Origin of the sequence: Pseudomonas sp. P7758 (assembly GCF_013386485.1) — a bacterium.
In the GTDB taxonomy this organism is placed as follows: Bacteria; Pseudomonadota; Gammaproteobacteria; order Pseudomonadales; family Pseudomonadaceae; genus Aquipseudomonas.
In genome coordinates this window covers 1-17,179 of record NZ_JACARS010000126.1, presented here as the reverse complement: position 1 = coordinate 17,179, position 17,179 = coordinate 1, and the positions used below count along the sequence as shown (strand labels likewise).

General features: G+C 60.8%; 16 protein-coding genes. 4 read left to right on the top strand and 12 right to left on the bottom strand.

Going from position 1 to position 17,179, the window contains the following annotated elements; translation table 11 throughout:
* Positions 1–137 precede the first annotated feature (137 nt).
* The 7 genes from HX873_RS24645 to HX873_RS24615 form a co-directional block, all read right to left on the bottom strand.
* A complete protein-coding gene (locus tag HX873_RS24645; RefSeq protein ID WP_008437147.1) occupies positions 138–1,580 on the bottom strand; it encodes an outer membrane protein transport protein in 1,443 nt (480 codons plus the stop codon).
* A gap of 107 nt (positions 1,581–1,687) precedes the next feature.
* Entirely contained in the window at positions 1,688–2,182 is a 495-nt protein-coding gene (locus tag HX873_RS24640) for a protein activator (RefSeq protein ID WP_146013732.1), read from the bottom strand.
* A 103-nt stretch (positions 2,183–2,285) separates the two neighbouring features.
* Positions 2,286–2,801, bottom strand: a complete 516-nt coding sequence (gene praB / locus HX873_RS24635) for an alkane oxidation protein activator PraB (protein WP_087694131.1) — start codon at positions 2,799–2,801, stop codon at positions 2,286–2,288.
* A 148-nt stretch (positions 2,802–2,949) separates the two neighbouring features.
* Positions 2,950–3,465, bottom strand: coding sequence for an alkane oxidation protein activator PraB (praB, locus tag HX873_RS24630; protein WP_008437145.1), 516 nt, complete (start codon positions 3,463–3,465; stop codon positions 2,950–2,952).
* A gap of 131 nt (positions 3,466–3,596) precedes the next feature.
* Positions 3,597–4,091, bottom strand: a complete 495-nt coding sequence (gene praA / locus HX873_RS24625; RefSeq protein ID WP_102369300.1) for an alkane oxidation protein activator PraA — start codon at positions 4,089–4,091, stop codon at positions 3,597–3,599.
* Between the two features lie 146 nt (positions 4,092–4,237).
* The gene (locus tag HX873_RS24620) at positions 4,238–5,518 is read right to left on the bottom strand and encodes an alkane 1-monooxygenase (protein ID WP_177123336.1); all 1,281 of its coding nucleotides are present in this window, start codon (positions 5,516–5,518) and stop codon (positions 4,238–4,240) included.
* 318 nt (positions 5,519–5,836) lie between these two features.
* Positions 5,837–6,835 (bottom strand): alpha/beta fold hydrolase, encoded by a 999-nt coding sequence (locus HX873_RS24615; RefSeq protein ID WP_023658917.1) that lies wholly within the window; start codon positions 6,833–6,835, stop codon positions 5,837–5,839.
* Positions 6,836–7,138: 303 nt separating this feature from the next.
* Between HX873_RS24615 and HX873_RS24610 the strand changes: the two genes are divergently transcribed.
* The 3 genes from HX873_RS24610 to HX873_RS24600 are packed head-to-tail and all read left to right on the top strand — an operon-like array spanning position 7,139 to position 10,428.
* Positions 7,139–8,674, top strand: a complete 1,536-nt coding sequence (locus HX873_RS24610) for an NAD(P)/FAD-dependent oxidoreductase (RefSeq protein ID WP_177069046.1) — start codon at positions 7,139–7,141, stop codon at positions 8,672–8,674.
* Positions 8,671–9,570: an SDR family oxidoreductase gene (locus HX873_RS24605; protein ID WP_003214652.1), complete on the top strand. Its 900-nt coding sequence runs from the start codon at positions 8,671–8,673 to the stop codon at positions 9,568–9,570. Before HX873_RS24610 ends, HX873_RS24605 begins: the two co-directional genes overlap by 4 nt.
* A 15-nt stretch (positions 9,571–9,585) precedes the next feature.
* Positions 9,586–10,428 (top strand): metal-dependent hydrolase, encoded by an 843-nt coding sequence (locus HX873_RS24600; RefSeq protein ID WP_003214649.1) that lies wholly within the window; start codon positions 9,586–9,588, stop codon positions 10,426–10,428.
* Between the two features lie 6 nt (positions 10,429–10,434).
* Here HX873_RS24600 and HX873_RS24595 read toward each other — a convergent pair whose 3' ends face one another.
* Together HX873_RS24595 and HX873_RS24590 are read right to left on the bottom strand one after the other, a co-directional pair.
* On the bottom strand, positions 10,435–11,073 hold the full coding sequence (locus tag HX873_RS24595; protein ID WP_371318403.1) for a ribonuclease: 639 nt from the start codon (positions 11,071–11,073) through the stop codon (positions 10,435–10,437).
* 36 nt (positions 11,074–11,109) lie between these two features.
* Positions 11,110–12,090, bottom strand: a complete 981-nt coding sequence (locus HX873_RS24590) for a Gfo/Idh/MocA family protein (protein WP_003214645.1) — start codon at positions 12,088–12,090, stop codon at positions 11,110–11,112.
* A 141-nt stretch (positions 12,091–12,231) separates the two neighbouring features.
* On the opposite strand from HX873_RS24590, the gene HX873_RS24585 reads away from it, so the two are divergent.
* Complete coding sequence (locus HX873_RS24585; protein ID WP_032899596.1) at positions 12,232–12,594, top strand: NUDIX hydrolase; 363 nt, start codon at positions 12,232–12,234, stop codon at positions 12,592–12,594.
* Here the strand turns inward: HX873_RS24585 and HX873_RS24580 are convergent.
* The 3 genes from HX873_RS24580 to rocD all read right to left on the bottom strand — a co-directional run.
* Positions 12,591–13,304: a transporter substrate-binding domain-containing protein gene (locus tag HX873_RS24580; RefSeq protein WP_177123335.1), complete on the bottom strand. Its 714-nt coding sequence runs from the start codon at positions 13,302–13,304 to the stop codon at positions 12,591–12,593. The two genes, HX873_RS24585 and HX873_RS24580, sit on opposite strands and share 4 nt — an antisense overlap.
* Positions 13,297–15,948 carry an aconitate hydratase AcnA gene (gene acnA / locus HX873_RS24575; RefSeq protein WP_177123334.1) on the bottom strand — a complete coding sequence of 884 codons (2,652 nt, stop codon included), beginning with the start codon at positions 15,946–15,948 and terminating at the stop codon, positions 13,297–13,299. Before acnA ends, HX873_RS24580 begins: the two co-directional genes overlap by 8 nt.
* On the bottom strand, positions 15,945–17,179 hold a 1,235-nt coding region (gene rocD / locus HX873_RS24570), incomplete at its 5' end, for an ornithine--oxo-acid transaminase (RefSeq protein ID WP_305729309.1). The genes rocD and acnA, both read right to left, overlap by 4 nt.

Sequence of the window (17,179 nt, the reverse complement as noted above, 5' to 3'; positions counted from 1 at the left end):
TGCTTGGGCGAAAAAATCAAGGGCTGAGCAAGTCAGCCTGATGGATCAAAGGGAGCACGTGAGAAATGCCGGAAGAGCAGCAAGATGCGCTTGCTGCCCTCCTTTATCGGCTAGTCAATTCACTTCACTGCACGCGATCAGAACGCGTAAGTCGCTGATAAGCTGACCACCTCCCCTTTGCTGTCGACCTTGCCATCCAGGCGTGCGCCGCCGAGACGATCGACGTTCTGCGTCTTCAACTTGACCTCTTCCACAAACTGCCGGGAGTACGCACCGTCCAGGGTCAGCCCCGGAATAGCTCTTACGGCGTAGCTCAGCCCCAGGGAAGCAAACCAGCGGTCACCGTCAGGAATACGTGGGTCACGTGTGGAGTTACGGGTTGGAGTCTGGTCATTGGCGACACCGGCACGCACGGTCCAGTCGTCGGTGAGTTTGTAGTCACCGCCCACCGACAGCATCCAGACGTCACGGTACTTGTAGGGAATCGACACGATGGTGCTGCCGTCGGACTTCAGGGTCAGGTCCTTGAACGAAGACCATTGCGTCCACATGGCGCTGACACCCAGGGTGAAGCGGTCATTGAACACGTGCACCCAATCAATCGCGGCATTGGCCGGAATATCCAGCTGGGTTGAGGCGTTGGCGCCATCCGGGTACAGATGCAGGCCCGGGTACGCCTGCTCTACCAGGGTTTTGCCGAAAGCAGGGTTGATATCGGTCATCAGGCTTCTGGAGCCGTCATCGGCATAGATATTGTAGTTACCCTCCAGCTTGTTCTTGATCTTGGCGTGGTAGTTCAGGCCAACAGTATCCTGCAGCGTTGGCTTCCAGACCACGCCGGCAAACCAGCCGACAGAGGTGTTATCTACCTTGACCCGCATCAAGGCATGCCCAACCCCCGAAGGAAAGGGTGCACCGCCCAATCCTGGCGACAAGGCCGCCGCTGCCAGCAGGTCGACGTTCTGGCTGACGAAGCCACTACTGTGCTGCACGATGGCGCCACCACCAATGGAGAACTGGTCGTTGACCTTGAACGACAGCGAGCCCGTCACACCCACCGTTTCGATCTTGGTGTCGACGGCGAAGTCGCGACCCTTCCAGTCCGGGTCCCAGGTACTTTTCATGCCTTGAGGGACAACAGCGCTAAAGCCGAGCGCAAAACGGTCATTGAGCGGAATCACCGCAAAGCCGGTAGGCAGCCAAGCGGTGAAGCCTGCTTCGCCGCCGTTGCCTGTGCGCGGGGTTGAGGTAGGTATACCTGTCAACGGATCAATGACGCTGGAACTGCTCGGATCTCCCTTGTAGTCGTAAGCACTGCCCTTGTACTTGATATTGACGCGGGCGTAGTCGACGGTTTGCTGCACGATAGTGTGATCAATAAATGCCATGGCAGCCGGGTTGTTGTACGCAGCTGAAGGGTCATCCTTGAACAGCGAACCACCACCAAAGGCACGGCCCCAGCCCTGCGCGCCATAGGTCGGGGTAGCAAAACCACCTGCCTGCGCCGGAGCGGTAATCATCAGCCCCCCCAGCAATGCGAGCCCCAATACAGCCTGCACCTGTTGTTTTTTATTATTCATGCGGCACTCCTTATTGTTATCAAACTGAGCCTGCTCGAGCCGGCTCGTCTTGCTGCTTCGTTTGCCCGTTCAGGGGCATATTTCAACCTTTGACCTGATGATCAAGTTCAAGGACTAATCGTGAGGACTGGCGAAGGCTTGAAACTGAATGCCGTGATTCGGCAGCTGTCGCCTACGGTGTGAGGGCTAAGGAGGCTAAAGGTGTTATCAGCAGCACTCCATTGCGTGGTCAACGTACTTGGAGACGCGCACGTGTCGGAGAAGAACTTCTCGGCGAAACCTGAAAGTGTTGCGGTGCTGGCATTCGTCGGTACGAGGGTCCACGGCAGATTAAGCGGCCCGGAAACTCCGCACAGTGCGTTGCCCGTAAAAGTGGCACCGGTGATGGTCGCACTTGAACCGTCGGAAGCGACCTTTCCGGTCAGCGCGACAGTGCAAGGGACGGGTGTCCATACCAAAAGTTTTACTGCGGTAGAGATCGAGCCAGTGGCAGTAAATGCGGCGCCCGCCTGGGCAAACGATGCCGCGTGGGTCATTGAGGATGTGAATGCCAGGCCAAGCAGCAGCGCAGTTAGAGAAATACGTGTGGTAAGGCTTTGCATTGTCTTAGTCCCCAGACTTTTTATTGTTATCCACCGGCTCCGCCGGCATCAGTTACATGGCCAGACACCTCGCCTGAGGCGCAAGCCGATCAAAATTCGTTTATCAAGGATTTATCATCAGGTATGGCATTGCGAAGCGCATCGACACAACTTCACAGCTACCGGGAAGTACCTGATTGATTGCATAAAGATTTAAGCCATCGGTGTTATTGAAGAGAGAAACGCTAATAGTTGCAGGACCGCAGTTAGTACCAGGAATGATTGGCGGAAGGCTCGCCACAGTGAAACTGACATTAGATAATGCGCCGAAAGCACTGGCTGTTGGACTCAATACCCATGGCAAGTTACTGACACGATACATGGCACACAGGGCGTTGCTGCCGGCGATATAAACACTGGTCAGACTTGCCGTGGAACCATCGTGGGATACCCGCCCAACAAACTGGATATTACACGTTACAGGTGTCCTCATCGAAGACGGCGACTTCAGCGTCAGGGTGCCGTTAACGGTGGTAAATGATTGGTCGGCAGGAATGAAAGACGCCGCGTTGGCCATCGAAGCCGCACAAATGCACATTGCAACAGCAGTAGCACCCACGAACGTTTTCAAGCTTTCCATGTTTTTCCACCTGTCTGGTGACGTATTCACCAAGCGCAATGAACGGTGTTGTCAGCCGATCCGTTGGCTGTCCATCCCTGAACAAGCGCCTCTCGCGAGGCGCCTGCCTTCCATCGGGGTGATCAACCCTTTTTACGGAGTACGCCTATCAAGGAATTACCACGGCACCCGGTGCGGTGAGGCTCAGCGACACCACGGTGCAACTGCCGGTCAGCGTCTGGTTGGTTGCAGTGATCGTGCTGGAAGCTGGGCTGGCAGTTGACGCCAGGCCCACGGCAATAGTGGTCGGGCCGCAGTTGGTGGCAGGAATGATTGGCGGTGCACCTGCGATGGTGTAGCCAACGTTGGTCACGGTACCCGCAGTAACGGAGGTAGCCGATAGTTTCCATGGCAGGTTAGTCATCTTGGGCAATGCGCACAGGCTGTTGGAACCCGATACGGTGGCGCTATTGATATTGGCAGTACCATCGGCGTTAACAACACCCTGGAAAAGAATGTTGCAAGTCACTGGCTGCTGAAACGACGACGGCGATTTGACCGTAATGCTGCCGTTAGCGGTGATGCTTGCACCAATAGGGCTGAAAGACGCCGCACTGGCCATCGAAGCAGCACCCATGCAAACAGTCAAAGCAGTCAAAGACACGAGGGTTTTCAAGCTTTTCATTATTTTTCCTCACATGTTATGGCGAGTCATTTCGCCAGGGGTAATGGCCATGATCGAGAGGTCACGGTGAATCTGCAGAACTTCCCTTTCCAGCCAAATTTCAATTCAATTACCGCTACAACATCCCACTGTTACTCAATAACTTTGAAACTCGGCGGCATCTTGATCGACACCGTCTTGATCTTGCAGTCTTCGCCGATAGGCACATTCGACGCTTCCAGCTTGCCGGTGGCGTTATCCCAGGTTCCATCGGCAGTAGAAGGCCCGCACTTACCGCCCAAACCAAAGGCATGCACATCCACGGCGATCTTCGACATCGAGCCGCTCCTGGTATCTTTAGCCACCAATACCCACGGCAAGTTGATGGCTTCGACCCGGCTGCACTTGAGGCCGCCGTCGAACTCAACTTTGTCGACATTTACTGACGACCCATCCGCCGCCACTTTGCCGGCGACCTTGATGGTGCAATCCGCGCTGATCAGCGCGCCTTTGGAAAAGCTGATGGGGCCCTGGGCAGTAAACGCGCTGCCGGCAGGTTCGATACGGGCGGCCTGGGCCTGGTGGTAAACGATCAGGCCCAGCGCGGCCAATACAATGTGCGTGGTGAACTTGGCAGGGGTTTGCATGGTGTACGTCCTTCCCTTCATTTTATTTTTGTTCGGGTCAAACAACTGTCTTGCAACTAAGCCGTACTCGAAACCGGTAAAGCCTGGGCGATGAAAACCTGCGCGATGCACAGATCCCGAGTACGCCCTACAACTGACTGCTTTCGTTAGAAGGGTCTGGTGGTGTTGCTGTACTTCTCCAGGTACTTCAAACGCTGTGAAGGTTGAAGATTGGTCAGGGTAATATCCCCGGCGTAATGATTAAGTACCCGGTGATCCATGCGTCGTCGCCACAAGTACGGTACATACGCCCAGACAATCATGCTGGCATAACCGTATGGGAGTTGCGGCGATTCATCAAAATGACGCAGTGACTGATAACTTCTGGTTGGGTTGGCGTGATGGTCGGAGTGCCGCTGCAGTTGGAACAGAAAGATATTGGTGACAATCCGATTACTGTTCCAGGAATGGCGTGGCGAGCAACGTTCATAACGACCGTTGGGCAACTTCTGGCGTTTCAGGCCGTAGTGCTCGACATAGTTCACCACTTCCAGCAGCGAGAAACCGTAGATGCCCTGGATGATCAGGAATGGAATCACTGCCGCGCCCAGCCAGGCAATCATCGCGCCCCACAACACCACACTGTACATCCAGGCGCTGAGTACGGCGTTCTTCCAGTGCCAGGCCGGCAGGCTGAGTTTGCGCAGGCGTTCACGTTCCAGGTTCCACGCCGAGCGTGCGCTGAACCATACCGAGCGCGGCAGGAAGGCCCAGAAGCTCTCCCCCAACCGCGAACTGGCCGGGTCTTCCGGGGTGGCGACGCGCACGTGGTGGCCACGGTTGTGTTCGGTGTAGAAGTGCCCGTAGAAGGTCGGCGCCAGGGTGATCTTGGCCAGCACGACTTCCAGCAGGCGCGGCTTGTGCCCCAGCTCATGGGCGGTGTTGATGGCGATGCCGGTGGCAGCGCCAGTGGACATTGCCATGCCCAGGTAGGTGAACCAGCTCACCTGGCCATGCAGCTCGGTGCGCGCGGTGATGAACGCGGCGGTTTTCGCCAGCCAGCTCGACGGGTCCAGGGTGGCGGTGGCATGCAACAGGCCACCATTGATAATCCAGTCGATACCGCCTGCGGCCAGCCACCCGGTGACCACCAGGGATGAGATGACAAACAGCACGCCGGTGTAGACGATCCAGCGGTAGTAGCTTTGGGATTCGAGGTTGCTGACGGCGGACTCGGGCGGGTTACTGACGTCTTCACCCAGCAGGCCGTCGATCAGCGGGATCAGGCCGAAGATCACCAGCACACCGACCCACCACAGTTGTTGCACGCCGGTAGTGATGGCCAGGGCACCAGAGAGAATTGGGGTTGCCAGGGGCATGATGCCGAGCCACCACAGGTGGCGCTTGCCGTCGGTCCAGACGTTCGGGGCAGCCAGGGTCTGATTCATGGCAGCCTCCGCACGACGCAGGTAGGCAGGGAGCAAAAATCAACACTGGACAGGTACACGGAGCGGTGACTGCCCCGAGAATTCAACCATGCGATAAAAGGCGTTTTTTTCATTATTTTATTCGCTCTTAGGCATTTCAAAAATTGTTTCAAATTAGACATTGAAATAATTTTTTTAAATAAATAGCGCGGAATCGTTAGGTCGTCAACTAGTTTCTTGAACCCTTTTGAACGTGACCGGGCAGTCTCTTTTTCAGCCGTTTGGTCAGGCGTCTAGAGCAAGCATTGACGAGTTCGAACCGCGAGTTCAGTCGCACAATTATTTACTCGCCAACGCAAACGGCGGGTGCAACACCGTGGCGCTTTCCGGCGGCCGGACGCGCTTGGCTATCTGCTCGACCACCGCCGCGACACGCTCGGTGGCCGTGATCGGCAACATATGCCCGCGCCCTTCCACCAGCTGCAGCTTCAGGCCCGGCACCAGGCTGGCCAGAGCCTGCCCGTGTTTGCGGAAATCCAGCACCTTGTCCTGCGCGCCATAGATCAGCCCGATCGGCAACGTCAGCTGCGGGTAGCGCTTGACCATGTCCGGCAGGAAATCATTGACCAGGTTGATCTCGGTGGAGGCGGCATAGAAGTTCTCGGGCCGCATGCCCAACAAGCCGCCGCCACGGGTGGCGAAGTCTTCCGGGGCCGGGTCGGGGGCAAACACGCCCTTGACCACCGAGCCTTTGGTCAGCAATCCGATCGGCATGGTCAGGGTGTGCGACATAAAGCGTCGCAGCCATCCCGGGCGTATCGCCAACGACATAAACACCAGCGGCAGCAGGCGCTGGGGATGGGTCAGGGGCGCCACCAGGATCAATCCGGACACCGCGTGGGGATGGTCCAGTGCCAGTGCCAGGGAGATCGCCCCGCCGAGGGAATGCCCCAGCACCAGCGGCTTATCCAGGTCCAGCGTCTGGATAAAGCTGGCGACTTGCCGGGCCTGGCCAGGCAGGTCCGCGGCCGTGCCGGCATGCCGGGTGGAATAACCCGACCCCGGACGATCCACGGTGATCACTCGAAAGTGCTCACGCAATTGGGCAGACAAGGCGTACGTCAAGTTGCGACTGCTGCCCATCAGCCCGTGGATCATCACCAGCGGTGGGCCCTTGCCCTCGTCTACATAATGAAAGCGCTCGCCGTTGATCTCCAGAAAGCGCCCGTTGATCGGAACAGCAGCCTCTATACGCCGTGTCATCCGGGCACTGAAGGCCCACAACACTACGCTTAACCCTACACACACACCCGCAGCGACAACCCACTCGACAGCCATAGCTCGGTCCTCTGCATCCCTGCGTTGCTGGCGGCCCGACCGGTATTGGTCAAGGCCTCAGCCATCGTCCACCCTGGACCTTAACTGTGTGCGTACAAGCTCTCGTCCGTCGGATAAGTCGCACATGAGGAACTGGGTCGTAGCCTAGACGATATTTTCAGGTAGATTATTTAAAATCTTTTTTAAAATAAATAATTCAATTTTCCTTTGCAATGGTGTTCTATCTAAAAAGCCAAAACAAAAACAAGGAGCACATCCGATGTCGACACCCGTAAGGCGCCACCGGCCCACGAGGGACAGCCTATGAATGCCCATGACACCATCGACATCGCCATCATCGGTTCCGGATTTGCCGGGCTGTGCATGGCGATCAAACTCAAGGAAGCCGGGTTCCACGACTTCTTTATTGCCGAACAGGCCGATGCTCTCGGCGGCACCTGGCGGGACAACCACTACCCCGGTTGCGCCTGCGACGTGCAATCCCATGTCTATTCGTTTTCCTTTGCGCCCAACCCGGACTGGACCCGGCAATTTGCGCCACAGGCGGAGATTCGCGCCTACCTGGAGCAGTGCGCCCGGCGCTTCGAACTGGCGCCGTTCCTGCGCTTTGGCATGGGCCTGGAGAAGGCGGTATTTGATGAGGCGCAACAGCGCTGGAGCCTGAGCTTCAGCAATGGCCGCCAGGTGAGTGCGCGGGTGCTGGTGTCGGGAATGGGCGGCCTGTCGCGCCCGGCACTGCCGGATATTCCGGGCCTGGACAGCTTCAAGGGCAAGCGCTTCCACTCCCAGCAGTGGGACCACGAGTATTCATTGAAGGGCAAGCGCGTGGCGGTGATCGGCACCGGCGCCAGTGCCATTCAGTTCGTGCCGCAGATTGCGCCGCAGGTGGCCCACCTGGACCTGTTCCAGCGCACCCCGCCGTGGATCATGCCCAAGCCCGACCGGCCGATTTCACGCTTCGAGCGCTGGGCATTCAAGCACCTTCCGTTCACCCAGCGCCTGGTACGCGGCGCGTTCTATTGGGCACTGGAAGGTCGCGTGGTGGGCTTTGCCCTGCACCCGCGCCTGATGACAATGGTGCAGAAAATCGCCGTGCGCCACCTGCACAAACAAGTGGCCCGCCCTTCCCTGCGCAAGACCCTGACGCCGGACTACACCATCGGCTGCAAGCGCGTGCTGATCTCCAACGACTACTACCCGGCCCTGTCCCGCAGCAATGTGCAGGTGGTAACCGACAACGTGCTGCGCATCGAGGCGGACGGGGTGATCACCGCCGACGGCATCAAGCACCCGGCTGACTGCCTCATCTTCGGCACCGGCTTCCAGGCCACCGATCCGCTGCCCCGCAACTGCATCATCGGGCGCCACGGCATCGACCTGATGGACACCTGGCAAGACGGCGCCCACGCCTACCTGGGCACCACGGTGCCGGGTTATCCGAACCTGTTCCTGATCGTCGGCCCCAACACCGGGCTGGGGCATAACTCGATGATTCTGATGATCGAGGCGCAGGTCACCTACATCCTCGATGCCCTGCAGCAAATGCAGCGTCATCGCATCGCCACGGTGGACGTCAAGCCGGCGGTGGAACTGGCCTACAACGCCAGGCTGCAGGAAAAACTCAACGGCACCATCTGGTCCACCGGCGGCTGCAAGAGCTGGTACCTGGACCCACGCACCGGCAAGAACACCACGCTGTGGCCCGGCTCCACCTGGCGTTTCAAGCAGGTCACCCGGCATTTCGCCCTCAAGGACTACGTCGCCAGCCTGGTGCCGATACCGTCCACCGCGCGCCCGGCCGCAACGCCCCACACCACCGCAGAAGGGAGCCTGTCATGAAGTCATTCAACGGCCGCGTGGCGGCCATTACCGGCGCCGCTTCCGGCATGGGCCGCGCCTTGGCCCTGGCGTTGGCGCGTGAAGGCTGCCACCTGGCGCTGGCGGATAAAAACAGCCAGGGCCTGGAGCAGACCGTCGCACTGATCAAGGCCCAGGTGCTTGCACCGGTGCTGGTCACCTCGCAGGTGCTGGACGTTTCCGAGCGCCAGGCCGTGGAAGACTGGGCCGCCCGATGCGCCGCCGAACATGGCCAGATCAACCTGATCTTCAACAACGCCGGCGTCGCGCTGTCGAGCACCGTCGAAGGCGTGGACTACACCGACCTGGAATGGATCGTCGGGATCAACTTCTGGGGCGTGGTGTACGGCACCAAGGCCTTTTTGCCGTACCTCAAGGCCAGCGGCGATGGGCATGTGGTCAACACTTCCAGCGTGTTCGGCCTGTTCGCCCAGCCGGGCATGAGCGGCTACAACGCCACCAAGTTCGCCGTGCGTGGTTTTACCGAGTCCTTGCGCCAGGAACTCGACCTGCAGAAAAGCGGGGTCTCGGCCACCTGCGTGCACCCTGGCGGGATCCGCACCGACATCTGCCGCAGCAGCCGGATCGACGCCAACATGACCGGCTTCCTGATTCACAGCGAACAGCAGGCCCGGGCCGACTTCGAAAAGCTGTTCATCACCGACGCCGACCAGGCCGCCAAAGTGATCCTGCAAGGCGTACGCAAAAACAAACGCCGCGTGCTGATTGGCCGCGACGCCTATTTTCTGGACCTGCTCGCCCGCTGCCTGCCTGCCGCCTATCAAGCGCTGGTGGTGTTGGCCAGCAAACGCATGGCGCCCAAGCAACGCAATGCGCCCTCGCCCGTCCTTGAAACCAACGAAGAGCACCGTCTCTGAACTGGAGTACCGACCATGCTGCCGATTCGCCGCGACCTCCGTTTTGCCCTGCCGGCCGAACGCATCAAGGACTGGCATGAACAAGGCCCGTTCATTACCCACTTTTTCAACGCACTGTCGTTGCTGTTTCCCCAGGGCGAACTGTTCTTCATGGACAGCGTGCGTCACTACCGCCAGCGCATCGAAGACCCGGAGCTGAAGAAAGAAATCCAGGGCTTCATCGGCCAGGAAGCCATGCACAGCCGCGAGCACGTGGCCTACAACGATCTGCTGCAAGCCGCAGGGCTGCCGGCGAATACCCTCGACCGTCGGCTGAAGATGATCCTCGACGCGCAAAAGAAATACCTGCCCGCCTCCTTCAACCTGGCGGTGACCATTGCCCTGGAGCACTACACCGCGATGCTCGCGGAAATCCTCCTCAGCGACCCGTCGCGGTTCGGGGATTCGGTCAAGGGTTACCAGCAGATGTGGTACTGGCATGCCCTGGAAGAAACCGAGCACAAGGCGGTGGCGTTTGATGTGTGGAACAGCGTGATCAAGCCCGGGCCCAAGCGTTATCTGCTGCGCACTTCCACCATGCTCATCACCACGGGGCTGTTCTGGCTGACGATCCTGGACTTTCACCTGCGCCTGTTGTTTGCCGACCGGCGTTCGGGCGGGCATTTGAAGGGCTTCTGGCGGATGCTCAAGTTTCTGTACGGGCCCAAGGGCGTGTTCCCGCGCATGGCGCTGCCCTGGTTGCATTACTTCAAGCCCGGGTTCCATCCCTGGGACCACGACAACCGGGCACGCCTGGCGGGCATTGACCGCCTGGTGGAGGAGATCGAGCAGGCCCATAAAGGTTATGGGCCCGCCTGAGTCCGCTTAGCGCTGGGTCGGGATCCGAATATCGCCATCCCGGCACTGGCTCTTGACGCTGCGCGGGCAGCCGGCAAACGCCAGGTCCTTGGTCAGGCACACCCGCACCTCGGTCAGCACGGCACCCTTGCAGATCACCGCAAGGCCATGGTTGCCCATGGCCGGGTTGCTCTCGCGAAACAGCGCTTCGATGTCCCGCGCGCCCAGGCCGCTTCGGACATTGAAGGGCTCAAGCTGCTGCGGGATCTTGACCACGCTGAGCGCTGCATCGGTCTTGTCCAGGTAAGCCGACGCCTCAAGGCCGCTGCAGGTGCCGTGCTTGGCCCATTCATGCCTGAGCAGTTTGGGCGACGGGAACAGCGTCCTGCCCCGGGCGAAGTCTGCATCCGACAAGCGCGACTGCGGCTCACACGAAGCCGGCCAGCCGCCCTTCGCGTACTGCGGCCACAGCCCATGCAGGACAAACCCGTAGCCCTTGCCCGAACACTGCTGGTCGTCCGGGTGCGTCAGGCAGAAGGTCGGCGACCAGGACAGCGACAACACATAAAAGTCAAACTCCCCGGCCTGCCCCTGGGCCCGCGGCGCTGCCGTCGCGACCCCGGCCAACGCCAGGCAAAGCACAATCCAGGCTGCTTTCATTTTCATCCGTTCATTCCTTAAAAAGACAAAATTAAAGCACCGCTAGACCGCCAGGTTGGGGTTACGTTGTAGCACCCGGTCCATGACCCGGTCGGTCTTCAACGCCTCGATCGCCAGTGCCGGGTGTTTGCTCTCGCCGCGAATATGCGCATTCATCCCCAGCACGTGATGCCACTGGATATGTGCATGGTTGGGCACCTCCAGCACCTCGCTGGTCTCGCCCTCAAGCCGCAACGGCGCCTCATCGAACACCGAAAACGTGATGCGGCCCTTGCTGCCGATCATCTCCACCCGGTCTTCGCGCCGGTCGGCGACAAAGTTCCAGCAGCCCATGCCCAGCGCGCCCGAGGCGAACGTCCAGCAGGCGGTGACGGCATCTTCGGCGGCATAGCGCCCCGCCTGGCGCGCGGTAAACCCGGCCACCTCGACGATATCCCCGACCAGGTACTGGAACAGGTCAAAACCGTGGCTGGCCAGGTCGGCAAAATACCCGCCGCCGGCAATCGCCGGGTCGGTGCGCCAGTTGGCACTGCTGGCATCGTCTTCCGAAGGCGGCTTGCACAGGGTCCAGGTCAGATGACGCAATTCGCCGATGCGCCCGTCCTGCAGCCAGTCCCGCACCTGCTGGAAGCGTGGCAGGGAACGCCGGTAATAGGAGACAAACAGGTGCAGCCCGGCCTGTTCGAAGGTGCGCTGCATCAGCGCGCTTTGCTCGGCATTCAGGGACATGGGCTTCTCGACGCAGCAATGCTTGCCGGCAGCGGCCACCATCAGGCTGTATTCGAGGTGGCTGTCGGGCGGTGTGGCGATGTAGACCGCCTCCACTTCCGGGTCGTCGATCAGCGCCTGGGCGTCAGTGTAGAAACGGGCAATGCCGTGGCGTGCCGCATAATCGCGCACGGCCTCCTCGCGCCGCCCCATCACGGCCACCAGCGCAGAACCTGGCGCTTTGTAGAAGGCGGGTCCACTCTTGAGTTCAGTGACATCGCCACAGCCGATCATGCCCCAGCGTACGGTGTTCATCTGCATCTCCTTCAGGTGAGTTTTTTTCGATGGGGCAGTATCGGTGTTTTCCGGCCCCCTCTCCACCCTGCCGGATAAAGACTGAGCATGACAATTGCATTACACTTTTATGACAATCATCCAGCTGCGGGGGCACAGACGATGAAAATAAGGGCCACGGTGATTTGCGAGCACGACGGGCACATCCTGTTCGTGCGTAAAGCCCGCTCGAAATGGGCATTACCCGGCGGCAAGGTCGAGCGCCATGAGCGCCCGGCAGGTGCTGCCGCACGAGAACTGGAAGAGGAAACCGGGCTGAACGTGGACGGTTTGCTGTTATTGCAGGAGCTGAAGGCCAGCGACACCCTGCACCATGTGTTCGAGGCGTCGGTGGTGAATATCGACGAAGCCCGGCCACTGAGCGAAATCAAGGAATGCCAGTGGCATCCCTACACACGCCTGGAAGACCTGGATACCACCCAGGCCACCCAGCAAATCGTCAAATCCTTCCTGCGCCGTCTCTAAGGCGCCGCCAGTTCCGGGCTTTGCCCGCTGCGCAACAACGCCTGTCTTACCAGACCATTGGCTTTCTGCCGTTCGACAAAGGATTTGACGAACGCGGCAGCGGCTGCGTGCGCTACCGGTACCGCGACCGCCTGGCTGATGCTCATGAAGTCATCCTCCAGCAGGCGCCAGCGCTCATCCAGCCGGGTTTGCAAGTAATCCCGAACCCCGGCCGCGGCGTTCAGGCCTTGCTCGATAAACAGGTCTACGGCACCCGCCGAGGTCGGCGCGCGCACCAGTTCGGCATGCTGCACTGTGCGGCTCAGGTACAGGTCATACGCGGCACCCTGGCCGACAGCGATGCGTTGGCCCGGAGCATCGAGTTGGGACACGCTGCCCAGGGGTGAATCCACCGCCACCAGGTACGTACCCTTGATGATCACGTAGGGCGCGCTGAAGGCGATTTCCTGCTCGCGCACCGGTTCGATGGCCAGGAATGCCACGCGCCAGCGGTCATCGCCCAGCGCGGCGAAGACCTTGCCCGCCGCATCAAAAGTGATCAACTCAAGGTCGACCGCCAACTCATCGGCCAGGGCCCTGGCCAGCGCCACCGACACGCCCTGGGGCTGGCCGTCCTCGCCGCGCTGGGCCAGCACCGGGTTGCCAAAGTTGATGGCAGCCCTGAGCACACCCTCGGGGGCCAGTTGTTGCAGTACCTGCGGGTCAATCATTACGCGCTCCTTGAACGGTTCTTTGCACGGTCTTGCGAATGACGAAGGGCAAGACGCCGCCGTGTTCAAGGTAACCAACCTCCTGCAACGAGTCGAGGCGCAAGGTCAGGGGGGTACGCGTGGTCTCACCGGTGGCGCGGTCAATCTGCAAGGTGATCGGGTTGTCGCCGACCTGCAACGCGTCCAAGCCGAGGAAGCTCAGGGACTCACTGCCGTCGAGGTTCAAGTCCTGCACCGATGCGCCCTCATCGAACACCAGCGGCAACACGCCCATGCCGATCAGGTTACTGCGATGGATTCGCTCGATGCTGCGGGCCACCACCACCTTGATCCCCAGCAGGGTCAGGACCTTCGCTGCCCAGTCGCGGCTGGAGCCGGCACCGTAGTTGATCCCGGCGAACAACACGGTGGGTGTACCGGCGTAGCTTTGGGCAGCGAGGTACAGCGGCAGGTAGTCGCTGCGGTCGGCATTCCAGGCCCAGACGCCCGGGCGCGGGGGCTGGTCGCAGGACAGCAGATTGTTCAGGCGCGGGTTGGTAAACGCGCCGCGCACCATCACTTCGTGGTTGCTGCGCCGGGTCGAATACTGGTTGAGGTCCGCCAGCGCTTCACCGCGCTCCCGCAGCCAATGCCCGGCCAGGCTGTCGGCCGGAATCGTGCCCGCCGGGGAGATATGGTCGGTGGTGACGTTATCCCCCAGCACCACCAAAGCCCGGGCGTTGCTGATGGCCAAGGACGCGGCCGGCACCGGCGTTACCCCGGCAAGGTACTGCGGGCGGCGCAGGTAAGTGGAGGCCGGGTGCCAGGCAAACTGCACGCTGGCGTCGGCTTCCAGCGCCTGCCAATGGTGAGTGCCTTGCCACAGCAGTGCCTGGCGCTGGTGAAACAGCGCCGGGCGCACCACCGCCGCCACTTGCGCGGCCACCTCGGCTTCGCTGGGCATCAACTCATGCAGGAACACCGGCTGGCCGTGGGCATCCATCGCCAGTGGCTGGGCCGACAGGTCGGTGTCGATGCTGCCGGCAATCGCATAGGCCACGCACAACGCGGGCGAAGCAAGGTAGCCGGCAGGGACTTTCGGGTTGACCCGGCCTTCGAAATTGCGGTTGCCCGAGAGCACCACCACGCCTTTCAAGCCCTGCTCGGCGAAGGTCTCGACATGGCGTTCGAGGCTGCCGGAATTACCGATGCAGGTCATGCAGCCAAAGCCCGCCAGGTCGAAACCCAGCGCGGCGAAATCCTCCAGCAAGCCGGCGGCTTCCAGGTAATCGGCCACCACCCGTGAGCCTGGCGACAGCGACGTCTTGACCCACGGTTTGCGCGTCAGCCCACGGGCATGGGCATTGCGGGCGAAGAGCCCGGCCTGGATCATCTGCGCCGGGTTGGCGGTGTTGGTGCAACTGGTGATGGCCGACATCACCACCGCGCCATGGGTGATCGGCACCTGGAATGACGGCTCGAAGAAATCCTGCTTTTGCGCGCTTACATGCTGATGAAACGACGCCCCGGCGTGGGCCAGGGACTGGCGCTGATGGGGCTGATGCGGGCCGGCGACACTCGGTTCAACCTGCGCCAGATCCAGCTCGATCAACTCATCGAACACCGGCTCGGGATCGTCGTCCCGGCGCCACAGAGATTGCGCCGACATGTAGGCCGAGACCTTGTTGATCAAGGCCTGCGGGCGCGCACTCAGGGTCAGGTACGCCAGCGTCTCGTCATCAAACGGGAAAAACACCACGGTGGCACCGTATTCCGGCGCCATGTTCGCCACGGTGCCCCGCGCCGCCCAACTCAGGGACGCCAGGCCCGGCCCGGTGAACTCGACAAACTTGCCGACCATGCTGCGCCGGCGCAGCAGTTCAGTCACCGTCAGTGCCAGGTCAGTGGCCGTCACGCCGTCGCGCAACGCATTGGTGACGCGAATGCCCACCACCTGCGGATAAGGAATTGGCACCGGTTCGCCGAGCATCGCCGCCTGCCCTTCCAGCCCGCCAACGCCCCAGCCCAGCACGCCGATGGCATTGATCATCGGCGTGTGGCTGTCGGTGGCGACCATGCAGTCGGGGTGCAACAGCACGTGGCCGTTGCGCGGCGCGCTTTCCCACACCACCTGGGCGATGGACTCCATGTTCATCTGGTGGATGATCCCGGTGCCCGGCGGGATCACCTTGAAGTTATCCAGGCTGGCCTGGGCCCACTTGATAAAACGGTAGCGCTCGCTGTTGCGGCGAAAATCGATGTCCAGGTTGGCATCCACCGCGTCCGCCTCGGCGTAGTGCTCGACGATCACCGAATGGTCGATGGTCAGCACCGCCGGGATCGAAGGGTTCACCGCCCGTGGATCACCGCCCAGCTCGGCCACCACATCGCGCATGCCGGCGAAATCCGCCAGGGCCGGCAGGCACGTGGTGTCGTGGAACATCAGCCGGTTGGGCTGGAACGGCACCTCGCAATCCGGCCCTTCGCCGATGGCCCGCGCCGCTACCTGTGGCAATGAAGCCGGGGCACAGCGGGCAATGTTTTCCAGGAGAATGCGCACGGAATACGGCAGGCGCTGCAGTTGCGCCGGGGTCAGCAACTGGTGCAGGTCGATCCAGGCAAAGCGCTGGCCGTCGATGTCGAGGTGACTGAGATACTCACTCATAGCTGTTTGAATACCCGTTCGATACGCTCAAGGCCCCAGTCCAGTTCTTCGCGGGTAATGGACAACGGCGGTGCGATGCGCAGTACGTTTTCGTGGGTTTCCTTGGTCAGCAGCCCTTCGGCCAGCAGCGCTTCGCAGATGGGCCGCGCATCGCGGTCCAGTTCCACGCCGACCCACAAGCCACGCCCGCGAATCTCGCGGATGGCCGGCGAGTGCATGGCCTTCAGGCGCTCCACCAGGTAGTGGCCCAGTTGCGCGCTGTTATCGATCAAGCCCTCCTCTTCCAGCACCTTCAACGCTTCCAGGCCAATGGCCGCCGCCAACGGGTTGCCGCCGAAGGTCGAGCCGTGGCTGCCGGCGTCGAACAGGTCCATGATCGAATGATCAGCGACGAACGCCGACACCGGCATGATCCCGCCGCCCAGGGCTTTGCCGAGGATCAATGCATCGGGGCGAATGCCTTCGTGCTGGAAGGCAAACCACTTGCCGGTACGGCCCAGGCCGGACTGGATCTCATCGAGGATCAGCAAGGTGTTGGTCTGGTCGCACAGCTGGCGCAGTTCCCGCAGGAAACCTGCGGCCGGCACGCGAATGCCGGCCTCGCCCTGGATCGGCTCGATCAGCACCGCGCAGGTGTCGGCGGTAATGGCCTGGCGGAAACTCTCGATGTCACCGAAGCGCGCCTCGGTGAAACCGTTGCAGAATGGGCCGAAGTCGGCCTTGTAGTCCGCCTCCGACGAGAAGCCGACGATGGTCGAGGTGCGGCCGTGGAAATTGTTGTCGGCCACCACGATGTTGGCCTGATTGGCCGGGATGCCCTTGATCCGGTAACCCCAGCGTCGCGCCGCCTTGATCGCGGTTTCCACAGCTTCGGCGCCACTGTTCATCGGCAGGGCCGAGTCGAAGCCCGTGATGCGGCACAAGGTCTTGAGGAAGTTGCCCAAGGGTTCGCTGTAGAACGCCCGGGACACCACGCTGATCTTGTCGATCTGCGCCACGGCGGCGGCGCGGATGCGCGGGTGGACATGGCCGTGGCTGACGGCGGAATAGGCCGACATCATGTCCAGGTAGCGCTTGTCATCATCGCCAATGGCCCAGACGCCCTCGCCCTTGACGATCACCACCGGCAAGGGGGAATAGTTGTGGGCGCAGAATTGGTTTTCGAGGGTGATTGCCGGGTTGGGGTGCATGGTGGGGATGTCCTGCCGAATAAATAATGAATGAACAACAA